Below are 17,347 nucleotides of genomic sequence, written 5' to 3' on the forward strand. Positions count from 1 at the left end.
GGAATTTTTAAAATATGAAAAAATTTAAATCCCACTTTAAGTTCAATAAACAAGAACGGAGTGGGATTTTCTTTTTACTACTTATTATAGTCGTGCTGCAGCTTAGTTATATGCTATACCATAGTATACCCATTCAAAGGGAAGAAGGGCAAATTGCGGTGGACAGAGTACTTCAATTAGAAATGGAGGCCTTGCGCAAGGAGGCCTTGAAATCGAATACCCAAAAACAATATTCCTTTAATCCCAATTTTATTTCCGATTATAAAGGTTATACCTTAGGAATGTCTGTAGGTGAAATTGATCGCTTACACCATTTTCGTGGCAAAGATAACTATGTACGTAAGGCAGCAGAATTTCAAAAAGTCACAGGAGTTTCCGATTCCTTGTTGAAAACCATGGAACCCTTTTTTAAATTTCCTTCATGGCAATTAAAAGAATCCCAGAGAAAAGAGGGACAATTGGGGTACGTACAAAAAAAGAAAGCTGAAATTTCTTTGAAAGACCTTAATACAGCAACAGCCGAGGATCTAAGGAGTATATATGGTATTGGGGAAAAGTTGTCGGAGCGGATTGTAAAATTCAGGAAGCGCTTAGGGGGTTTTCTGGTAAACGACCAACTCAAGGATGTCTATGGTTTGAAACCAGAGGTTGTTGCCCGAGCTTTGGAGCGGTTTCAGGTACTAAATCCGCCTATTGTTCATAAAATTAATATAAATTCTGCATCAGCAGAAGAGCTTTCAAAATTAGTATATCTTCAACGAAAAGTGGCTTATGATATCGTTAATTATAGAAATGCTCAAAAAACGATTAAATCTTTTGACGAATTAACAAAAATCAAGGATTTTCCCATAAATCGAATCGATAGAATTAAGTTATATTTGTCGTTGTAAAAAATTAAATACCGTATGCAAGGAATGTACTTCACAGAGGAACATCAATTATTTAGAGCAAGCTTAAAAGAGTTTTTGAAAAAAGAGGTTGTCCCACACATCGAAAAATGGGAAGAAACAGGAACTATTGAACGTTTTATTTGGAAAAAATTCGGGGATATGGGCTATTTTGGCCTGGCTACACCTGAAGCTGATGGAGGTCTAGGGTTGGACTTGTTCTATACGGTAATTTTGTTGGAAGAATTACAAAAAATTAATTCAGGAGGTTTTGCCGCTGCGATATGGGCACATGCCTATCTGGCCATGACTCATTTAAATAAAGAGGCAGATGCAGCAATAAAAAAGGCTTATTTGGAACCCAGTGTGGCAGGGGATATGATTGGATGTTTATGCGTTACCGAACCCTTTGGGGGAAGTGATGTTGCCGGAATGCGAACAACGGCGGTTAAGGAAGGCGATACCTATGTAATCAACGGTTCAAAGACCTTTATTACCAATGGCGTATATGCAGATTATATGGTGGTTGCTGCGAAAACAGATATTGCTGCAGGAAATAAAGGAATCAGCATTTTTGTGGTAGACCGAAATGCAAAAGGAGTTTCCGCAAACAAATTAAATAAATTGGGTTGGCGTGCTTCGGATACTGCAGAATTGGCTTTTGACAATGTGGTCATTCCAGCAGGAAATCTTATGGGAGAAGAAGGAAAAGGATTCTCCTATATCATGCAACATTTTGCCTTGGAGCGATTGGTCATGGGAATCAATGCCCATGCGCGTTCAGAATACGCTTTGGATTACACCATCAAGTATATGGGGGAAAGGGAGACCTTTGGTAAGACCATAGACAAATATCAGGCTTTGAGACATCGCATTGCGGATATGTATGCCGACATAGACATATGTAGGACCTATAATTATGCCGTTGCCGATAGATTAAACAGGGGAGAATATGTAGTGAAGGAAGCAACAATCTCTAAATTGAAATCTACCAAAATGGCCGATGAAGTGGCATACCATTGTTTACAGCTTTTAGGAGGATATGGGTATATAGAAGACTATCCTTTAGCCCGATTGCTTCGCGATAGTCGCTTGGGACCCATTGGTGGAGGCACCTCTGAAATCCTAAGGGAAATTATTGCAAAAATGGTCATCGATAAAAAGGAATATAAACCGGCTACCGACTAACTTTGGAAAACAAGCGTTTGCTTGTCATGGAAATGGTAGGCAATTGTTTTTAAATTTATACGCTAAATGTAGTGGGTTTGAAATATTGTTTCTATATTTGCACTCTTAAAATCACAAAAGAAAGGAGGTTGTAGCCAATGTTAATTATACCAATAAAAGAAGGAGAAAACATCGATCGCGCACTAAAGCGTTTCAAGCGTAAGTTTGATAAGACAGGTACTATGCGTCAATTGCGTAAACGCCAGCAATTCACAAAACCTTCTGTAGAGCGAAGAGCTCAGATTCAGAAAGCACAGTATATTCAGGGCTTGCGAGATCAAGAAGAGATATAAGGAGTACCTAAAGGTATTTCAATCATACATCCCATTTCTATTCTAGAGATGGGATTTTTTTATGGATAACATTGTCCTGTCTACCTGGGAAAACACCTTCATTAGGTCAAAGGAGTTAACTTTAGTAACTTTGTGTTATGTCCTTGGAGTCCTTTTTGTCTTACCTGTCTTTAGAGCGAAACTACTCTGGGCACACTACCCATGCCTATGGGAAGGATATCCAGGCATTCGCTTCTTTTTGCTCCCTCGAATACGGGATTTCTGATATTGCCACGGTGGAGTATAATCTAATTCGGCAATGGATCGTCACTTTGGTAAATACCGGCATTTCCAATCGCTCCATCAATAGGAAAGTGGCTTCATTGAAAGCCTATTATAAATTCCTATTGCAAATAGGAGAGTTGGATAGAAACCCATTGGCCAAACATAAAGCCCTAAAGACATCCAAAAAGATAGAGATTCCATTTTCGGAAAACGAAATGGAAAAGATGCTTCAACAGATTCCTTTTGAAGATAATTTTGAAGGACATCGAGACAAGTTGATCATAGAGTTGCTGTATGCTACGGGAATACGGCGTTCCGAATTGATCAATCTCAAGGAGGGTGATATTGATTTTTTACAAAGAACAATTAAAGTTCTTGGGAAAAGAAATAAAGAGCGCATATTGCCTTTGTTGCCGTCCACAATTTTCTTATTGGAGAAATATATAGCGGAGCGAAAATGTTTGGGGGTGACTCGGGACCAGGAGTATCTTTTTTTATCCAAGTCAGGCAATAAAGTATACGAAACACTTGTTTATAGAATAATAAATCATTATTTTAGTTTGGTATCCTCCAAGGTAAAAAAGAGTCCCCATATTTTACGACATACGTTCGCTACTCATATGTTGAATAAAGGGGCAGATTTAAATTCGGTAAAAGAATTACTGGGACATTCTAGTTTAGCGTCTACTCAGGTATACACGCACAATAGTATTGCTAAACTCAAAGAAGTGCACTTAAAGGCACATCCCAGAAACAAAAAGTAATGCTTTTTAGTATTTAATTTAAAACAACTACAGCCTATGAAAGTAAATGCGCAATCCGTAAACTTTAATGCAGACGCAAAATTGATTGGTTTCATTCAGCAACGAATGGATAAATTGGAACTTTTTTATGATAAAATAATTAGCTCCAATGTGTATATGAAAGTCGAAAACACAAAGTCAAAAGAAAATAAAATTGTAGAAATTAAGGTGCAGGTGCCACGGGATGAGTTCATTGTTAAGAAGTTAAGTAACTCATTTGAAGGAGCGGTAGATTCTGCTTGTAACTCGTTGGAGCGTCAATTGGTAAAGCGCAAAGAAAAATTAAGGCCACATGGATGATAAAATTTTTCAAAAAATGTTTTGATTAGAAAAATAAATATATACATTTGCAGTCCGTTAGAAATAGCGGGCTTTTTTATGTTAAAAAAGTAACTTAAAAAGCCGATGTAGCTCAGCTGGCTAGAGCAGCTGATTTGTAATCAGCAGGTCGTGGGTTCGAGTCCCTCCATCGGCTCAAAATAAGTGAAAAGTTCATTACATATTGAAAGAAATTTTAGAAGTTCGGGGAGATACTCAAGCGGCCAACGAGGGCAGACTGTAAATCTGCTGACTATGTCTTCGCAGGTTCGAATCCTGCTCTCCCCACTTTTTAAAATCTCTGCATAAATTGGATTATTGATTTAATTGCAATAATCTTTTGAAATGTTGAAAAAAATAACGAGTTTTGCGCTCGTTAAAAAGCGGGAGTAGCTCAGTTGGTAGAGCGTCAGCCTTCCAAGCTGAATGTCGCCGGTTCGAACCCGGTCTCCCGCTCAAAAAAAGATAAGGTCATCTCATGGTTATGTGGTGGCCTTATCTGAGATTGACACTATTGTCATTCCTTGGCCACTGCTGGGTTTTGTTTCGGCAAAGGCAATGAATCTCCTGCTGGATAAACGTACAAATTGTCCAGATTGAAGATTCAACACTTTACGCCGGTGTAGCTCAGGGGTAGAGCGTTTCCTTGGTAAGGAAGAGGTCACGAGTTCAAATCTCGTCATTGGCTCAATTAAGGTATAAATTTGTACACTAATATAAACTAAGATTAAAATTCATTAAACATGGCAAAGGAAACTTTTGATCGTTCCAAACCGCACTTAAATATAGGTACTATTGGACACGTAGATCACGGTAAAACTACATTGACTGCTGCTATAACAACTGTTTTGGCAAATGCAGGATTGTCCGAATTGAGAAGTTTCGATTCTATCGATAACGCTCCTGAGGAAAAAGAAAGAGGTATTACTATTAATACATCTCACGTTGAATATGCAACGGCTAACCGTCACTATGCTCACGTGGATTGTCCAGGTCACGCCGATTATGTAAAGAACATGGTTACTGGTGCTGCGCAAATGGATGGTGCAATTTTAGTTGTAGCGGCTACTGATGGTCCAATGCCACAAACTAGAGAGCACATCTTATTAGGTCGTCAGGTAGGTATCCCAAGAATTGTTGTTTTCATGAACAAAGTGGATATGGTTGATGATGAGGAGCTTTTAGAGTTGGTTGAAATGGAAGTAAGAGAATTGCTTTCTTTCTACGAATATGATGGAGATAACGGACCTGTTGTTGCCGGTTCTGCACTTGGTGCTTTGAATGGTGAGCAAAAATGGGTAGATACGGTTATGGAATTGATGGAAGCTGTTGATAACTGGATCGAATTGCCTCAAAGGGATGTAGATAAGGATTTCTTGATGCCTGTTGAAGATGTATTTACGATTACTGGTCGTGGTACTGTTGCTACAGGACGTATCGAAACTGGTGTTGCCAACACAGGTGATGCAGTTGATATCATCGGAATGGGTGCCGAGAAATTGGCTTCTACAATCACAGGGGTTGAGATGTTCCGTAAGATTTTGGATAGAGGAGAAGCTGGAGATAATGTAGGTATTCTTTTGAGAGGTATTGAAAAATCTGATATCAAAAGAGGAATGGTTATCTGTAAGCCAGGATCTGTAAAGCCACACGATAAATTCGAAGCTGAGGTATATATCCTTAAGAAAGAAGAAGGTGGTCGTCACACGCCTTTCCACAATAACTATCGTCCTCAGTTCTATGTTAGAACTACAGATGTAACAGGTACTATTAGTCTTCCTAGTGGAGTTGAGATGGTAATGCCTGGAGATAACTTGACTATCACAGTGGAGCTTTTGTCTTCCATAGCATTGAGCGAAGGTTTGCGTTTTGCAATTCGTGAAGGTGGTAGAACTGTTGGTGCAGGTCAGGTTACCAAGATTTTAAATTAAGATACATTTATTGTATAAGATAATGCATTAAGGGTGTCCCGCTATTTGCGGGATACCTTTAAATGTAAATAGAAACGGGTGTAGCTCAGTTGGTAGAGCACTGGTCTCCAAAACCAGGTGTCGGGAGTTCGAGTCTCTCCTCCCGTGCGATTGGAAATGAAAAGAAATTGCTTGAGACGAGAAGTCTATCCTGAGCGAAGTCGAAGGAAGTCTCTCCTCCCTTGCGATTGGAATGGCCTTAGTAAAGGCAGGCATAGTTTGGAACAAACTGGCATGAAATTGAAATTGCATGAATAGTGCACGTGTCACGGGGAATGATTTGTATTCCCATTGTTCTATATGAATTAAAAAATATTTTGCAAGATGTTGACATACATAAAGGAATCCATAGAAGAACTTAGAAATAACGTTACATTACCTTCAAAGGCAGAATCATCTAATTTGATGGTGGTGGTAGCTGTATTTTCTATTTTGTTTGCATTGGCAACATGGGGCGTGGATTCAGCTTTGAGCGAAGTGATAAAATTGTATTTCGAAAACGTCATAAACTAAGAATACCTTTATATGTCTGAAGTATTAGAAAAGAAGTGGTATGTAGTTAGGGCTGTTAGTGGTCAAGAAAACAAAATCAAAGGGTACATCGAAAGCGAAGTAGCTAGATTGGGTTTTTCGGACTACTTGGAAGATGTCTTGGTGCCTACAGAAAAGGTAATTCAAATTAGAAATGGAAAGAAAATAAACAAAGAACGTGTTTATTTTCCTGGCTATATCATGATTAAGGCCAATTTGGGCGGTGAAATGATTCACATTATTAAGTCGATTACCAATGTGATCGGTTTTTTAGGAGAGGTAAAAGGTGGAGATCCCGTTCCATTGCGTAAATCAGAAGTGAATAGAATGTTAGGTAAGGTCGATGAATTGGCTGTTACTACAGATAGTGTTGCTATTCCTTTTGTTCTAGGGGAAACGGTAAAAGTAATCGATGGACCTTTTAATGGCTTTAATGGTACCGTAGAAAAAATTAATGAAGAAAAGCGCAAACTTGAGGTAATGGTTAAGATTTTCGGAAGAAAAACGCCATTGGAATTGAGTTATATGCAAGTAGAAAAAGTATAATTAAGAACTGTTACATAGAAGAAAAATTGTGTTGCTTCCAAAACACGATTTTAATTTAATTTTAAACAATGGCAAAAGAAGTAAGTAAAGTAGTTAAACTACAAGTTAGGGGAGGTGCAGCGAATCCGTCGCCACCGGTTGGACCCGCTTTAGGTGCTGCCGGCGTTAACATCATGGAGTTCTGTAAGCAATTTAATGCGCGTACACAGGACAAACAAGGCAAAGTATTGCCTGTTGTTATCACGGTTTATAAGGATAAGTCGTTCGACTTTATCGTAAAGACACCGCCGGCGGCAGTTCAGCTTATGGAAGCGGCTAAGATTAAAAAAGGATCTGGAGAACCTAATCGAGTAAAATCCGGAAGTGTTTCCTGGGATCAGGTAAAAGCGATCGCAGAAGACAAGATGGTTGATCTTAATGCATTTACTGTAGAATCTGCAATGAGCATGATCGCAGGTACGGCAAGATCAATGGGTTTAAAAGTTTCTGGAAAACAACCTTTTTAATTTAAAGAAATTTTAGCATGGCAAAGTTAACAAAGAAGCAAAAGGAGGCCCACGCCAAGATAGATAAGAATAAACTATATTCTTTGGATGAGGCTTCAGCTTTAGTAAAAGAAATAACCAATGCAAAATTTGACGCATCTGTTGATATCGCAGTTCGTTTAGGGGTGGATCCTAGAAAAGCGAATCAAATGGTACGTGGCGTTGTTACCCTTCCTCATGGAACAGGTAAGGATGTTAAAGTTTTGGCTTTGGTAACACCGGACAAAGAAGCAGAGGCCACAGCGGCTGGAGCAGATTTTGTTGGGTTGAATGAGTATTTGGATAAGATCAAAGGCGGTTGGACAGATGTTGATGTCATCATCACCATGCCAAGCGTAATGGGGAAATTAGGACCTTTGGGACGTATTTTAGGACCAAGAGGTTTAATGCCTAATCCAAAAACAGGAACAGTGACCATGGATGTTGCGAAAGCGGTATCTGATGTAAAAGCTGGTAAGATCGATTTTAAAGTAGACAAAACAGGTATTGTGCACGCAGCGATAGGAAAAGCTTCGTTTTCTGCGGACAAACTTGCAGGAAATGCAAAAGAGTTGTTGGATACTTTGAATAAATTGAAGCCAACGGCTGCAAAAGGTGTATACATGAAGACCATCTTTATGTCCAGTACCATGAGTCCAAGTGTACAATTAGATCCTAAAACAGTTTAACTGCTCGTTTAAATTTATATTATGACAAGAGAAGAAAAATTAGACGTTATACAGGATTTGACTGCTCAGTTAGCGGAAAGCAATACGATTTATCTTACGGATATATCTGGCTTGGATGCAGCAACGACTTCCGATTTGAGAAGGGCTTGTTTTAAAGCCGATATCAAACTTGCAGTGATTAAGAATACCTTGCTTGCAAAAGCAATGGAAGCTTCTGATAAGGAATTCGGTGAACTTCCTGAAGTATTAAAAGGAAATACTTCTTTAATGTTCTCGAATACCGGGAATGCACCCGCAAAATTAATAAAGGCGTTCAGGAAAAAATCTGATAAGCCATTATTGAAAGGTGCTTTCATCATTGAGGATGTATATGTCGGTGATGACCAATTAGATACTTTGGTGAATATCAAATCCAAAGAAGAGCTTATTGGTGATATCATTGGATTGTTACAATCTCCAGCGAAAAACGTTATTTCTGGATTGAAATCCGGAGGTGGTAAATTGGCTGGTATCCTTAAAACATTATCAGAACGATAATACGTACGCACTATTAAACAATTATATTTTTAAAAATTTTTATTAAACGATAGAAAAATGGCAGATTTAAAAGAATTCGCAGAACAATTGGTTAACCTTACTGTAAAAGAAGTAAATGAGTTGGCTGACATCTTAAAAGATGAATATGGTATAGAGCCTGCAGCTGCTGCAGTTGCTGTTGCCGCTGGTGGAGCCGCTGGAGGTGGTGAAGCTGCTGAAGAGCAAACAGAATTTGATGTAGTATTGAAAGCCGCAGGAGCTTCTAAACTAGCTGTTGTTAAATTGGTAAAAGAATTGACAGGATTAGGATTGAAAGATGCTAAGGATATTGTCGATAGCGCACCAAAAGCAGTTAAAGAAGGTGTTTCTAAAGATGAAGCTGAAGGAATCAAAAAATCATTAGAAGAAGCAGGAGCAGAAGTTGAGCTTAAATAATAGCAACAACCATACTATTTAGGTTTAGGTCTTCCCGCCTCTGGTGGCTAGACCTAAACCATTTTATGCATACCGTATAGGACACTATACACCCAATATTAGTATTCACGATCAAAATTTTCTCTATTGATGTTCACAAATCAGACTGAAAGAATAAGTTTTGCATCCGCTAAGAACATTCCAAATTATCCGGATTTCTTAGATATTCAGATTAAGTCATTTCAAGATTTTTTCCAACTTGAAACAAAATCTGATGAAAGGGGCAATGAAGGGTTATACAACACCTTCATGGAAAATTTCCCAATTACAGATACGCGCAATCAGTTCGTATTGGAATTTTTGGACTACTTTATAGATCCACCGAGATATTCTATTCAAGAATGTATCGAACGTGGCCTTACCTATAGTGTGCCATTGAAAGCTCGTTTAAAATTATATTGTACCGATCCCGAGCACGAGGATTTCGAAACGATCGTACAAGATGTGTATTTGGGAACCATTCCTTATATGACGCCTAGTGGAACCTTTGTTATCAATGGAGCCGAACGTGTCGTGGTATCTCAGTTACACCGTTCTCCAGGGGTGTTCTTTGGACAATCGTTCCACGCGAATGGAACAAAATTATACTCTGCCAGAGTAATTCCTTTTAAAGGATCTTGGATAGAATTCGCAACAGATATCAATGGTGTAATGTACGCCTATATTGATAGAAAGAAAAAGTTACCTGTGACCACGTTGTTTAGGGCAATTGGGTTTGAACGGGATAAAGATATTTTGGAAATCTTTGACCTCTCCGAGGAAGTTAAAGTTTCTAATTCCGGCCTTAAAAAAGTTTTGGGCCGTAAACTTGCCGCAAGAGTGTTGAACACTTGGCACGAAGATTTCGTGGATGAAGATACAGGTGAGGTGGTCTCTATTGAACGAAATGAAATCGTTCTTGATCGTGATACAGTTTTAGAGAAAGACCATATCACCGAGATTTTAGAAGCTGATGTGAAGACCATTCTTTTGCACAAAGAGAATAATGCTCAGTCTGATTATGCCATTATTCACAATACCTTGCAAAAGGATCCTACGAATTCTGAAAAAGAAGCCGTAGAACACATCTACCGTCAATTGCGTAATGCAGAACCGCCCGATGAGGAAACGGCCCGCGGTATTATTGATAAATTGTTCTTTTCTGATCAACGCTACAACCTTGGAGAGGTAGGACGTTATAGAATGAACAAAAAATTACAGTTGGATATCGGTATGGATAAGCAGGTGCTTACCAAAGAAGATATCATAACGATTATTAAGTATTTGATCGAGTTGATCAATTCCAAAGCGGAAATCGATGATATTGATCACCTTTCCAACCGTCGTGTGCGTACGGTAGGGGAACAACTTTCTTCTCAGTTCGGAGTAGGTTTGGCCCGTATGGCGAGAACCATCCGTGAGCGTATGAACGTACGGGACAATGAAGTGTTTACCCCAATAGATTTGATCAACGCGAAGACCTTGTCATCGGTTATCAATTCTTTCTTTGGAACCAACCAGTTATCCCAGTTTATGGATCAAACGAATCCATTGGCCGAGATTACACACAAAAGAAGGTTGTCGGCACTTGGACCAGGAGGTCTTTCAAGGGAAAGAGCAGGATTTGAGGTACGTGATGTACACTATACACACTACGGTAGACTTTGTCCTATTGAAACCCCGGAAGGACCAAACATTGGTTTGATTTCTTCTTTATCGGTATTTGCCAAAGTGAACCCGATGGGATTCTTGGAAACTCCATATCGAAAAGTAGATAATGGAAAGGTAAACAAGGAAGAATATGTATACTTAAGTGCCGAGGAAGAGGAAGGTATGAAAATTTCCCAAGCCAATATTCCGATGAAGGAAAATGGGGAAATAGATACGGAAAAGGTAATTGCACGTGAGGAAGGAGATTTCCCAGTAGTAGATCCAATTGAAGTGAACTACACGGATGTTGCTCCAAATCAAATTGCCTCCATCTCTGCATCATTGATTCCATTCTTGGAGCATGATGATGCCAACCGTGCCTTGATGGGATCTAACATGATGCGTCAGGCCGTTCCTTTATTGAAACCACAATCTCCGATTGTAGGAACAGGCTTGGAAAGACAGGTGGCATCAGATTCCAGAGTATTGATCAATGCCGAAGGAGAAGGTGTTATTGAATATGTGGATGCCAAGAAGATTACCATTAAATATACAAGAACAGAGCAAGAGCGTCTGATCAGTTTTGAAGACGATTCCAAGACCTATAACTTGGTGAAGTTTAGAAAAACAAACCAAGGAACGAGCATTAACCTAAAACCTATTGTCCAAAAAGGAGATAAGGTGAAGAAAGGACAGGTGCTTTGTGAAGGATATGCCACTGAAAAAGGAGAATTGGCCTTGGGTAGAAACCTTAAAGTGGCGTTTATGCCATGGAAGGGATATAACTTTGAGGATGCAATCGTAATTTCGGAAAAAGTGGTTCGTGAAGATATCTTTACGTCCATTCATATCGATGAATATTCTTTAGAAGTACGTGATACAAAATTGGGTACGGAAGAATTGACCAATGATATTCCAAACGTTTCTGAAGAGGCGACCAAAGATTTGGATGAATATGGAATGATCCGTATTGGAGCCGAGGTAAAACCTGGGGATATTTTGATCGGGAAGATCACGCCTAAGGGAGAATCCGATCCAACACCGGAGGAGAAGTTACTTCGTGCCATCTTTGGAGATAAGGCAGGAGATGTAAAAGATGCCTCCTTAAAGGCTTCTCCATCGTTAAGAGGAGTTGTTATTGATAAGAAATTATTTTCAAGATCGATCAAAGACAAACGGAAACGTTCTGAAGATAAAGAAGCCATTTCCAAATTGGAATTGGAATACGAAGTGAAATTCCAACAATTAAAAGACATTCTTGTCGATAAATTGTTCGCCATTATCAATGGAAAAACATCTCAAGGGGTATTGAATGACCTAGGGGAAGAAGTACTTCCAAAAGGAAAGAAATACACCATGAAAATGTTGAATTCCGTAGATGATTTTGCACATTTGGTTGGAGGAAGTTGGACAACGGATAAAGATACCAATACCTTGGTAGCCGATTTGTTGCACAATTATAAAATTAAATTAAATGACCTTCAAGGAAACCTGAGAAGGGATAAGTTTACCATTTCTGTCGGAGATGAGTTGCCTGCAGGTATCATGAAGTTGGCCAAGGTCTATATCGCTAAAAAGCGTAAACTTAAAGTTGGGGATAAAATGGCGGGACGTCACGGAAACAAAGGTATTGTTTCCCGTATTGTTCGTCAGGAAGATATGCCTTTCTTGGAAGATGGGACGCCTGTTGATATTGTATTGAACCCATTAGGGGTACCTTCACGTATGAACATTGGTCAGATTTATGAGACTGTTTTAGGTTGGGCCGGTCTTAAATTGGGAAGAAAATACGGAACACCAATTTTTGATGGAGCTACACTAGATCAAATTAATACCTTGACCGATGAAGCGGGTATTCCAAGATTTGGACATACCTATTTATATGATGGTGGAACAGGGCAACGATTTGATCAGCCAGCAACTGTAGGTGTTATCTATATGCTGAAATTAGGGCATATGGTAGATGATAAGATGCACGCACGTTCTATAGGACCATATTCATTGATTACGCAACAGCCATTAGGTGGTAAGGCCCAATTTGGAGGTCAGCGTTTCGGAGAAATGGAAGTATGGGCACTGGAAGCCTATGGTGCTTCAGCGACCTTACGTGAGATTCTGACGGTAAAATCGGATGACGTTATCGGAAGAGCTAAAACGTATGAGTCCATAGTGAAGGGCGAGACCATGCCAGAACCTGGTTTACCAGAATCCTTTAATGTATTGATGCACGAACTGAAAGGTTTAGGTTTGGACATCAGATTAGAGGAATAATAAGAAATTGTCGCAATTGGATAATTTCGTAAACTAACATTAAATTTACTATCACCATATTGTTATGGCTAGACTTAAAGACAATAATACAGTAAAAAGGTTTGATAAAATTTCTATCGGATTGGCTTCTCCAGAATCTATTTTGGCAGAATCCAGAGGGGAAGTTTTAAAGCCTGAAACCATTAACTATAGAACACACAAACCAGAACGTGATGGTCTATTCTGTGAGCGTATTTTTGGCCCTGTAAAGGATTATGAATGTGCTTGTGGAAAGTATAAGCGTATCCGTTATCGCGGTATCGTATGTGACCGTTGTGGGGTTGAAGTAACCGAAAAGAAAGTGCGTCGCGATCGCGTAGGACATATCAATTTGGTGGTGCCTGTGGCCCATATCTGGTATTTCCGTTCCTTGCCCAATAAAATTGGGTACCTCTTGGGACTGCCTTCCAAGAAATTGGATATGATCATTTATTACGAGCGATATGTGGTCATCCAAACAGGTCTTGCAAAAGGCCCAGAAGGAGAAGAAATCAATAAAATGGATTTCTTGACGGAAGAAGAATATTTGAACATATTGGAAGAACTTCCGGCTGAGAATCAGTATTTGGAAGATTCCGACCCCAATAAGTTCATCGCAAAAATGGGAGCCGAGTGTTTGATCGATCTATTGGCTAGAATCGATTTAAACGAACTTTCATTCTCTTTGCGTCATAAAGCAAATACAGAGACCTCCAAACAACGTAAGACGGAAGCTTTGAAACGTCTTCAAGTTGTGGAAGCCTTGCGTGAATCTCAGGAAAATAGGGAGAACAGACCAGAATGGATGATCATGAAGGTTGTTCCTGTTATTCCACCAGAATTACGCCCATTGGTGCCATTGGATGGAGGACGTTTTGCCACTTCGGATTTGAACGATCTTTACAGAAGGGTAATTATTAGAAATAATCGTTTGAAACGATTGATGGAAATCAAAGCCCCTGAAGTGATTCTTAGAAATGAGAAACGTATGCTTCAGGAAGCTGTAGATTCTTTGTTCGATAATACCCGTAAGGCTTCTGCGGTTAAAACAGAATCCAATAGACCTTTAAAATCTCTTTCGGATTCGTTGAAAGGAAAACAAGGACGTTTCCGTCAAAACCTTTTGGGGAAACGTGTAGATTACTCAGCACGTTCCGTAATTGTTGTAGGGCCAGAGATGAAATTGTTCGAATGTGGTCTTCCAAAAGATATGGCTGCCGAACTGTACAAGCCTTTTGTCATTAGAAAATTAATTGAAAGAGGAATTGTAAAAACGGTAAAATCGGCCAAAAAGATTATCGATAAGAAAGAGCCGGTAGTCTGGGATATTCTTGAAAATGTATTAAAAGGACATCCAGTACTACTGAATAGGGCCCCTACATTGCACAGATTGGGAATCCAGGCATTCCAGCCAAAACTGATCGAAGGAAAGGCAATTCGCCTTCACCCATTGGTTTGTACGGCTTTTAATGCGGATTTCGATGGGGATCAAATGGCCGTTCACTTGCCATTGGGACCTGAAGCGATTTTAGAAGCGCAGTTGCTGATGTTGGCTTCCCATAACATCTTGAATCCTGCCAATGGTTCTCCAATTACGGTACCATCTCAGGATATGGTCTTGGGATTGTACTATATGACCAAGGAAAGAAAATCTACACCAGAAGTACCGATCAAAGGAGAAGGGTTGACCTTCTATTCCGCGGAAGAGGTGGTAATCGCCTACAATGAAGGTATGGTAGATTTGAATGCCGGAATCAAGGTTAGGGCTAAAGACTTTAATGAAGAGCGGGAATTGGTATACAAAGTAATACCAACTACGGTAGGTAGAGTATTGTTCAACATGAAAGTGCCAGAACAAGCAGGATACATCAATGATGTTCTTAATAAAAAATCCTTAAGGGATATTATAGGTGGAATATTGGCCGTTACCGATGTGCCTACGACAGCCGATTTCTTGGATAAAATTAAGACAATGGGGTACGACTTTGCCTTTAGAGGCGGACTATCCTTTAGTTTAGGGGATATTATCATCCCACCAGAAAAGCATACGATGATTGCCGATGCCAATGAGAAAGTAGATGGCATTATGGCGAACTATAATATGGGATTGATCACCAATAACGAGCGTTACAACCAAGTTATTGATGAGTGGACGTCCACCAATGCCCAACTTACGGAATTGGCCATGAAACGTATCCGTGAGGATCAACAAGGGTTTAACTCCGTATATATGATGTTGGATTCTGGAGCAAGGGGGTCTAAGGAACAGATTCGTCAGTTGACCGGTATGCGAGGATTGATGGCGAAACCTAAGAAATCTACAGCGGGTGGAGGAGAGATTATTGAAAACCCGATCCTATCCAACTTTAAGGAAGGTTTATCCATTTTGGAATACTTTATCTCTACGCACGGTGCCCGTAAGGGACTTGCAGATACGGCCTTAAAAACGGCAGATGCAGGTTATCTGACGAGACGTTTGGTAGATGTATCCCAGGATGTGATCATTAATATTGAAGACTGTGGAACCCTTCGAGGAATTGAAGTGACACCACTGAAGAAGAACGAAGAGGTTGTTGAGACCTTGGGAGAGCGTATCCTAGGTAGGGTTTCCTTGCACGATGTGTATAATCCATTAAATGAAGAGTTGTTGTTAACAGCGGGTCAGGAAATTATGGAAACCGATGTAAAACGCATCGAAGCTTCTCCTATTGAGAAAATTGAAGTACGTTCTGCATTGACCTGTGAAGCAAGAAGAGGAATCTGTGGTAAATGTTATGGTAGAAACTTGTCCACCAACAAAATGGTACAGCGAGGAGAAGCCGTAGGTGTAGTTGCCGCACAATCTATCGGGGAACCTGGAACACAGTTAACCTTGCGTACCTTCCACGTTGGAGGTATTGCAGGAAACATTTCTGAAGATAATAAGCTTGTAGCCAAGTTTGCCGGGAAAGCTGAAATCGAAGATTTAAGAACAGTAAAAGGAGAAGATGGGGAAGGAAATCCTGCAACCATTGTAATCTCTCGTACCTCTGAAATAAAGATTGTAGATACCAATACTGGAATTACCTTGAGTACCAATAACATTCCTTATGGTTCACAATTGTTTATCGAAGATGGTGCTACCGTAAGTAAAGATGATGTTATTTGTCAATGGGATCCGTATAACGGAGTTATTGTTTCTGAATTCCCAGGACAAATTGCTTATGAAAATATAGAGCAGGGAGTTACCTATCAGGTAGAGATCGATGAACAAACCGGTTTCCAGGAAAAAGTAATTTCTGAATCTAGAAATAAGAAGTTGATTCCTACTTTATTGATCAAAGCCTCCAATGGCGATGTATTGCGATCCTACAATTTACCTGTAGGTTCACATATCATGGTAGATGATGGCGATAAGATCAAGGAAGGTAAGATTTTGGTAAAAATCCCACGTAAATCTGCAAAAGCAGGTGATATTACGGGAGGTCTTCCAAGAGTTACTGAGCTTTTCGAAGCGCGTAATCCATCCAACCCGGCGGTAGTGTCTGAAATTGATGGTGTGGTTTCTTTCGGAAAGATCAAGCGTGGTAACCGTGAAATCATTATCGAATCTAAATTGGGAGAAATCAAGAAATACTTGGTGAAACTTTCCAATCAGATTTTGGTTCAGGAGAACGATTATGTACGTGCAGGAATGCCATTGTCCGATGGATCCATTACCCCAGAAGATATTCTGGCCATTAAAGGACCTTCGGCCGTACAACAGTACTTGGTCAACGAGGTACAAGAAGTTTATCGTTTGCAAGGGGTGAAGATCAATGATAAGCACTTCGAAGTTGTAGTGCGTCAAATGATGCGTAAAGTACGTATCCAAGATCCAGGAGATACGATCTTCTTGGAGAATCAACTGGCACACAAGGATGACTTTATTAGAGAGAACGATGGAATCTTTAGTAAAAAAGTGGTTGAAGATGCTGGAGAGTCCGAGAATCTTAAAGCTGGACAGATCATCACGGCACGTGAACTTAGGGATGAGAACTCTATCTTGAGACGTAATGATAAAACATTGGTTTCTGCAAGGGATGCCGTTGCTGCCACAGCAACACCGATCTTACAGGGAATCACCAGAGCGTCATTACAGACCAAATCCTTTATCTCTGCGGCTTCCTTCCAGGAAACGACCAAAGTATTGAATGAAGCTGCGGTAAGCGGTAAAGTAGATAGTTTGGAAGGCCTGAAAGAGAATGTGATCGTAGGACATAAGATACCTGCAGGAACAGGAATGCGAGATTACGAGAATATCATTGTAGGATCTAAAGAAGAATACGATGAGATAATGGCTCGGAAAGAAGAATTAAAATTCTAAATAGATGATAACCTCCGAGAT

General features: G+C 39.8%; 14 protein-coding genes and 5 tRNA genes. All 19 read left to right on the forward strand.

Features of this window, described 5'->3' with window-relative positions; genetic code table 11:
* Window positions 1-14: 14 nt before the first annotated feature.
* The 19 genes from ACEXOE_RS22935 to rpoC all read left to right on the forward strand — a co-directional run bounded on the left by ACEXOE_RS22935 (window position 15) and on the right by rpoC (window position 17,326).
* A complete protein-coding gene (locus ACEXOE_RS22935; protein WP_394751218.1) occupies window positions 15-890 on the forward strand; it encodes a ComEA family DNA-binding protein in 876 nt (291 codons plus the stop codon).
* A 15-nt stretch (window positions 891-905) separates the two neighbouring features.
* Window positions 906-2,075, forward strand: coding sequence for an acyl-CoA dehydrogenase family protein (locus ACEXOE_RS22940; protein ID WP_394751219.1), 1,170 nt, complete (start codon window positions 906-908; stop codon window positions 2,073-2,075).
* Window positions 2,076-2,212: 137 nt separating this feature from the next.
* A complete protein-coding gene (gene rpsU / locus ACEXOE_RS22945) occupies window positions 2,213-2,407 on the forward strand; it encodes a 30S ribosomal protein S21 (RefSeq protein ID WP_394751220.1) in 195 nt (64 codons plus the stop codon).
* Between the two features lie 137 nt (window positions 2,408-2,544).
* Window positions 2,545-3,435, forward strand: coding sequence for a tyrosine-type recombinase/integrase (locus ACEXOE_RS22950; RefSeq protein ID WP_394751221.1), 891 nt, complete (start codon window positions 2,545-2,547; stop codon window positions 3,433-3,435).
* A 36-nt stretch (window positions 3,436-3,471) separates the two neighbouring features.
* The gene (gene hpf / locus ACEXOE_RS22955; protein WP_394751222.1) at window positions 3,472-3,774 is read left to right on the forward strand and encodes a ribosome hibernation-promoting factor, HPF/YfiA family; all 303 of its coding nucleotides are present in this window, start codon (window positions 3,472-3,474) and stop codon (window positions 3,772-3,774) included.
* A 101-nt stretch (window positions 3,775-3,875) separates the two neighbouring features.
* Window positions 3,876-3,949, forward strand: a tRNA-Thr gene (locus ACEXOE_RS22960).
* Window positions 3,950-3,998: 49 nt separating this feature from the next.
* Window positions 3,999-4,080: transfer RNA gene (locus tag ACEXOE_RS22965), tRNA-Tyr, on the forward strand.
* 95 nt (window positions 4,081-4,175) lie between these two features.
* Window positions 4,176-4,248, forward strand: a tRNA-Gly gene (locus ACEXOE_RS22970).
* A gap of 160 nt (window positions 4,249-4,408) precedes the next feature.
* A tRNA-Thr gene (locus tag ACEXOE_RS22975) sits at window positions 4,409-4,480 on the forward strand.
* A gap of 55 nt (window positions 4,481-4,535) precedes the next feature.
* A complete protein-coding gene (gene tuf / locus ACEXOE_RS22980; protein WP_394751223.1) occupies window positions 4,536-5,723 on the forward strand; it encodes an elongation factor Tu in 1,188 nt (395 codons plus the stop codon).
* Window positions 5,724-5,797: 74 nt separating this feature from the next.
* Window positions 5,798-5,870 (forward strand) — tRNA-Trp (locus ACEXOE_RS22985).
* A gap of 216 nt (window positions 5,871-6,086) precedes the next feature.
* Window positions 6,087-6,275 carry a preprotein translocase subunit SecE gene (secE, locus tag ACEXOE_RS22990; protein ID WP_394751224.1) on the forward strand — a complete coding sequence of 63 codons (189 nt, stop codon included), beginning with the start codon at window positions 6,087-6,089 and terminating at the stop codon, window positions 6,273-6,275.
* A gap of 12 nt (window positions 6,276-6,287) precedes the next feature.
* Window positions 6,288-6,839, forward strand: a complete 552-nt coding sequence (nusG, locus tag ACEXOE_RS22995) for a transcription termination/antitermination protein NusG (protein ID WP_394751225.1) — start codon at window positions 6,288-6,290, stop codon at window positions 6,837-6,839.
* A gap of 68 nt (window positions 6,840-6,907) precedes the next feature.
* Complete coding sequence (gene rplK, locus ACEXOE_RS23000; protein ID WP_394751226.1) at window positions 6,908-7,345, forward strand: 50S ribosomal protein L11; 438 nt, start codon at window positions 6,908-6,910, stop codon at window positions 7,343-7,345.
* A 17-nt stretch (window positions 7,346-7,362) separates the two neighbouring features.
* Window positions 7,363-8,052 carry a 50S ribosomal protein L1 gene (rplA, locus tag ACEXOE_RS23005; RefSeq protein WP_394751227.1) on the forward strand — a complete coding sequence of 230 codons (690 nt, stop codon included), beginning with the start codon at window positions 7,363-7,365 and terminating at the stop codon, window positions 8,050-8,052.
* 21 nt (window positions 8,053-8,073) lie between these two features.
* Complete coding sequence (rplJ, locus tag ACEXOE_RS23010; protein WP_394751228.1) at window positions 8,074-8,589, forward strand: 50S ribosomal protein L10; 516 nt, start codon at window positions 8,074-8,076, stop codon at window positions 8,587-8,589.
* Window positions 8,590-8,646: 57 nt separating this feature from the next.
* Window positions 8,647-9,024 carry a 50S ribosomal protein L7/L12 gene (gene rplL, locus ACEXOE_RS23015; RefSeq protein ID WP_394751229.1) on the forward strand — a complete coding sequence of 126 codons (378 nt, stop codon included), beginning with the start codon at window positions 8,647-8,649 and terminating at the stop codon, window positions 9,022-9,024.
* 129 nt (window positions 9,025-9,153) lie between these two features.
* Complete coding sequence (gene rpoB / locus ACEXOE_RS23020) at window positions 9,154-12,963, forward strand: DNA-directed RNA polymerase subunit beta (protein WP_394751230.1); 3,810 nt, start codon at window positions 9,154-9,156, stop codon at window positions 12,961-12,963.
* A 64-nt stretch (window positions 12,964-13,027) separates the two neighbouring features.
* Window positions 13,028-17,326, forward strand: a complete 4,299-nt coding sequence (rpoC, locus tag ACEXOE_RS23025) for a DNA-directed RNA polymerase subunit beta' (protein ID WP_394751231.1) — start codon at window positions 13,028-13,030, stop codon at window positions 17,324-17,326.
* Window positions 17,327-17,347 lie beyond the last annotated feature (21 nt).

The organism is Spongiimicrobium salis (assembly GCF_043678055.1).
In the GTDB taxonomy this organism is placed as follows: domain Bacteria; phylum Bacteroidota; class Bacteroidia; order Flavobacteriales; family Flavobacteriaceae; genus Spongiimicrobium; species Spongiimicrobium salis.

Bases quoted from the DNA above. Each gene is read 5' to 3' on its own strand.
- ACEXOE_RS22935 (WP_394751218.1), top strand. From the start codon at position 15: ATGAAAAAATTTAAATCCCACTTTAAGTTCAATAAACAAGAACGGAGT.
- ACEXOE_RS22940 (WP_394751219.1), top strand. From the start codon at position 906: ATGCAAGGAATGTACTTCACAGAGGAACATCAATTATTTAGAGCAAGC.
- rpsU (WP_394751220.1), top strand. From the start codon at position 2,213: ATGTTAATTATACCAATAAAAGAAGGAGAAAACATCGATCGCGCACTA.
- ACEXOE_RS22950 (WP_394751221.1), top strand. From the start codon at position 2,545: ATGTCCTTGGAGTCCTTTTTGTCTTACCTGTCTTTAGAGCGAAACTAC.
- hpf (WP_394751222.1), top strand. From the start codon at position 3,472: ATGAAAGTAAATGCGCAATCCGTAAACTTTAATGCAGACGCAAAATTG.
- tuf (WP_394751223.1), top strand. From the start codon at position 4,536: ATGGCAAAGGAAACTTTTGATCGTTCCAAACCGCACTTAAATATAGGT.
- secE (WP_394751224.1), top strand. From the start codon at position 6,087: ATGTTGACATACATAAAGGAATCCATAGAAGAACTTAGAAATAACGTT.
- nusG (WP_394751225.1), top strand. From the start codon at position 6,288: ATGTCTGAAGTATTAGAAAAGAAGTGGTATGTAGTTAGGGCTGTTAGT.
- rplK (WP_394751226.1), top strand. From the start codon at position 6,908: ATGGCAAAAGAAGTAAGTAAAGTAGTTAAACTACAAGTTAGGGGAGGT.
- rplA (WP_394751227.1), top strand. From the start codon at position 7,363: ATGGCAAAGTTAACAAAGAAGCAAAAGGAGGCCCACGCCAAGATAGAT.
- rplJ (WP_394751228.1), top strand. From the start codon at position 8,074: ATGACAAGAGAAGAAAAATTAGACGTTATACAGGATTTGACTGCTCAG.
- rplL (WP_394751229.1), top strand. From the start codon at position 8,647: ATGGCAGATTTAAAAGAATTCGCAGAACAATTGGTTAACCTTACTGTA.
- rpoB (WP_394751230.1), top strand. From the start codon at position 9,154: ATGTTCACAAATCAGACTGAAAGAATAAGTTTTGCATCCGCTAAGAAC.
- rpoC (WP_394751231.1), top strand. From the start codon at position 13,028: ATGGCTAGACTTAAAGACAATAATACAGTAAAAAGGTTTGATAAAATT.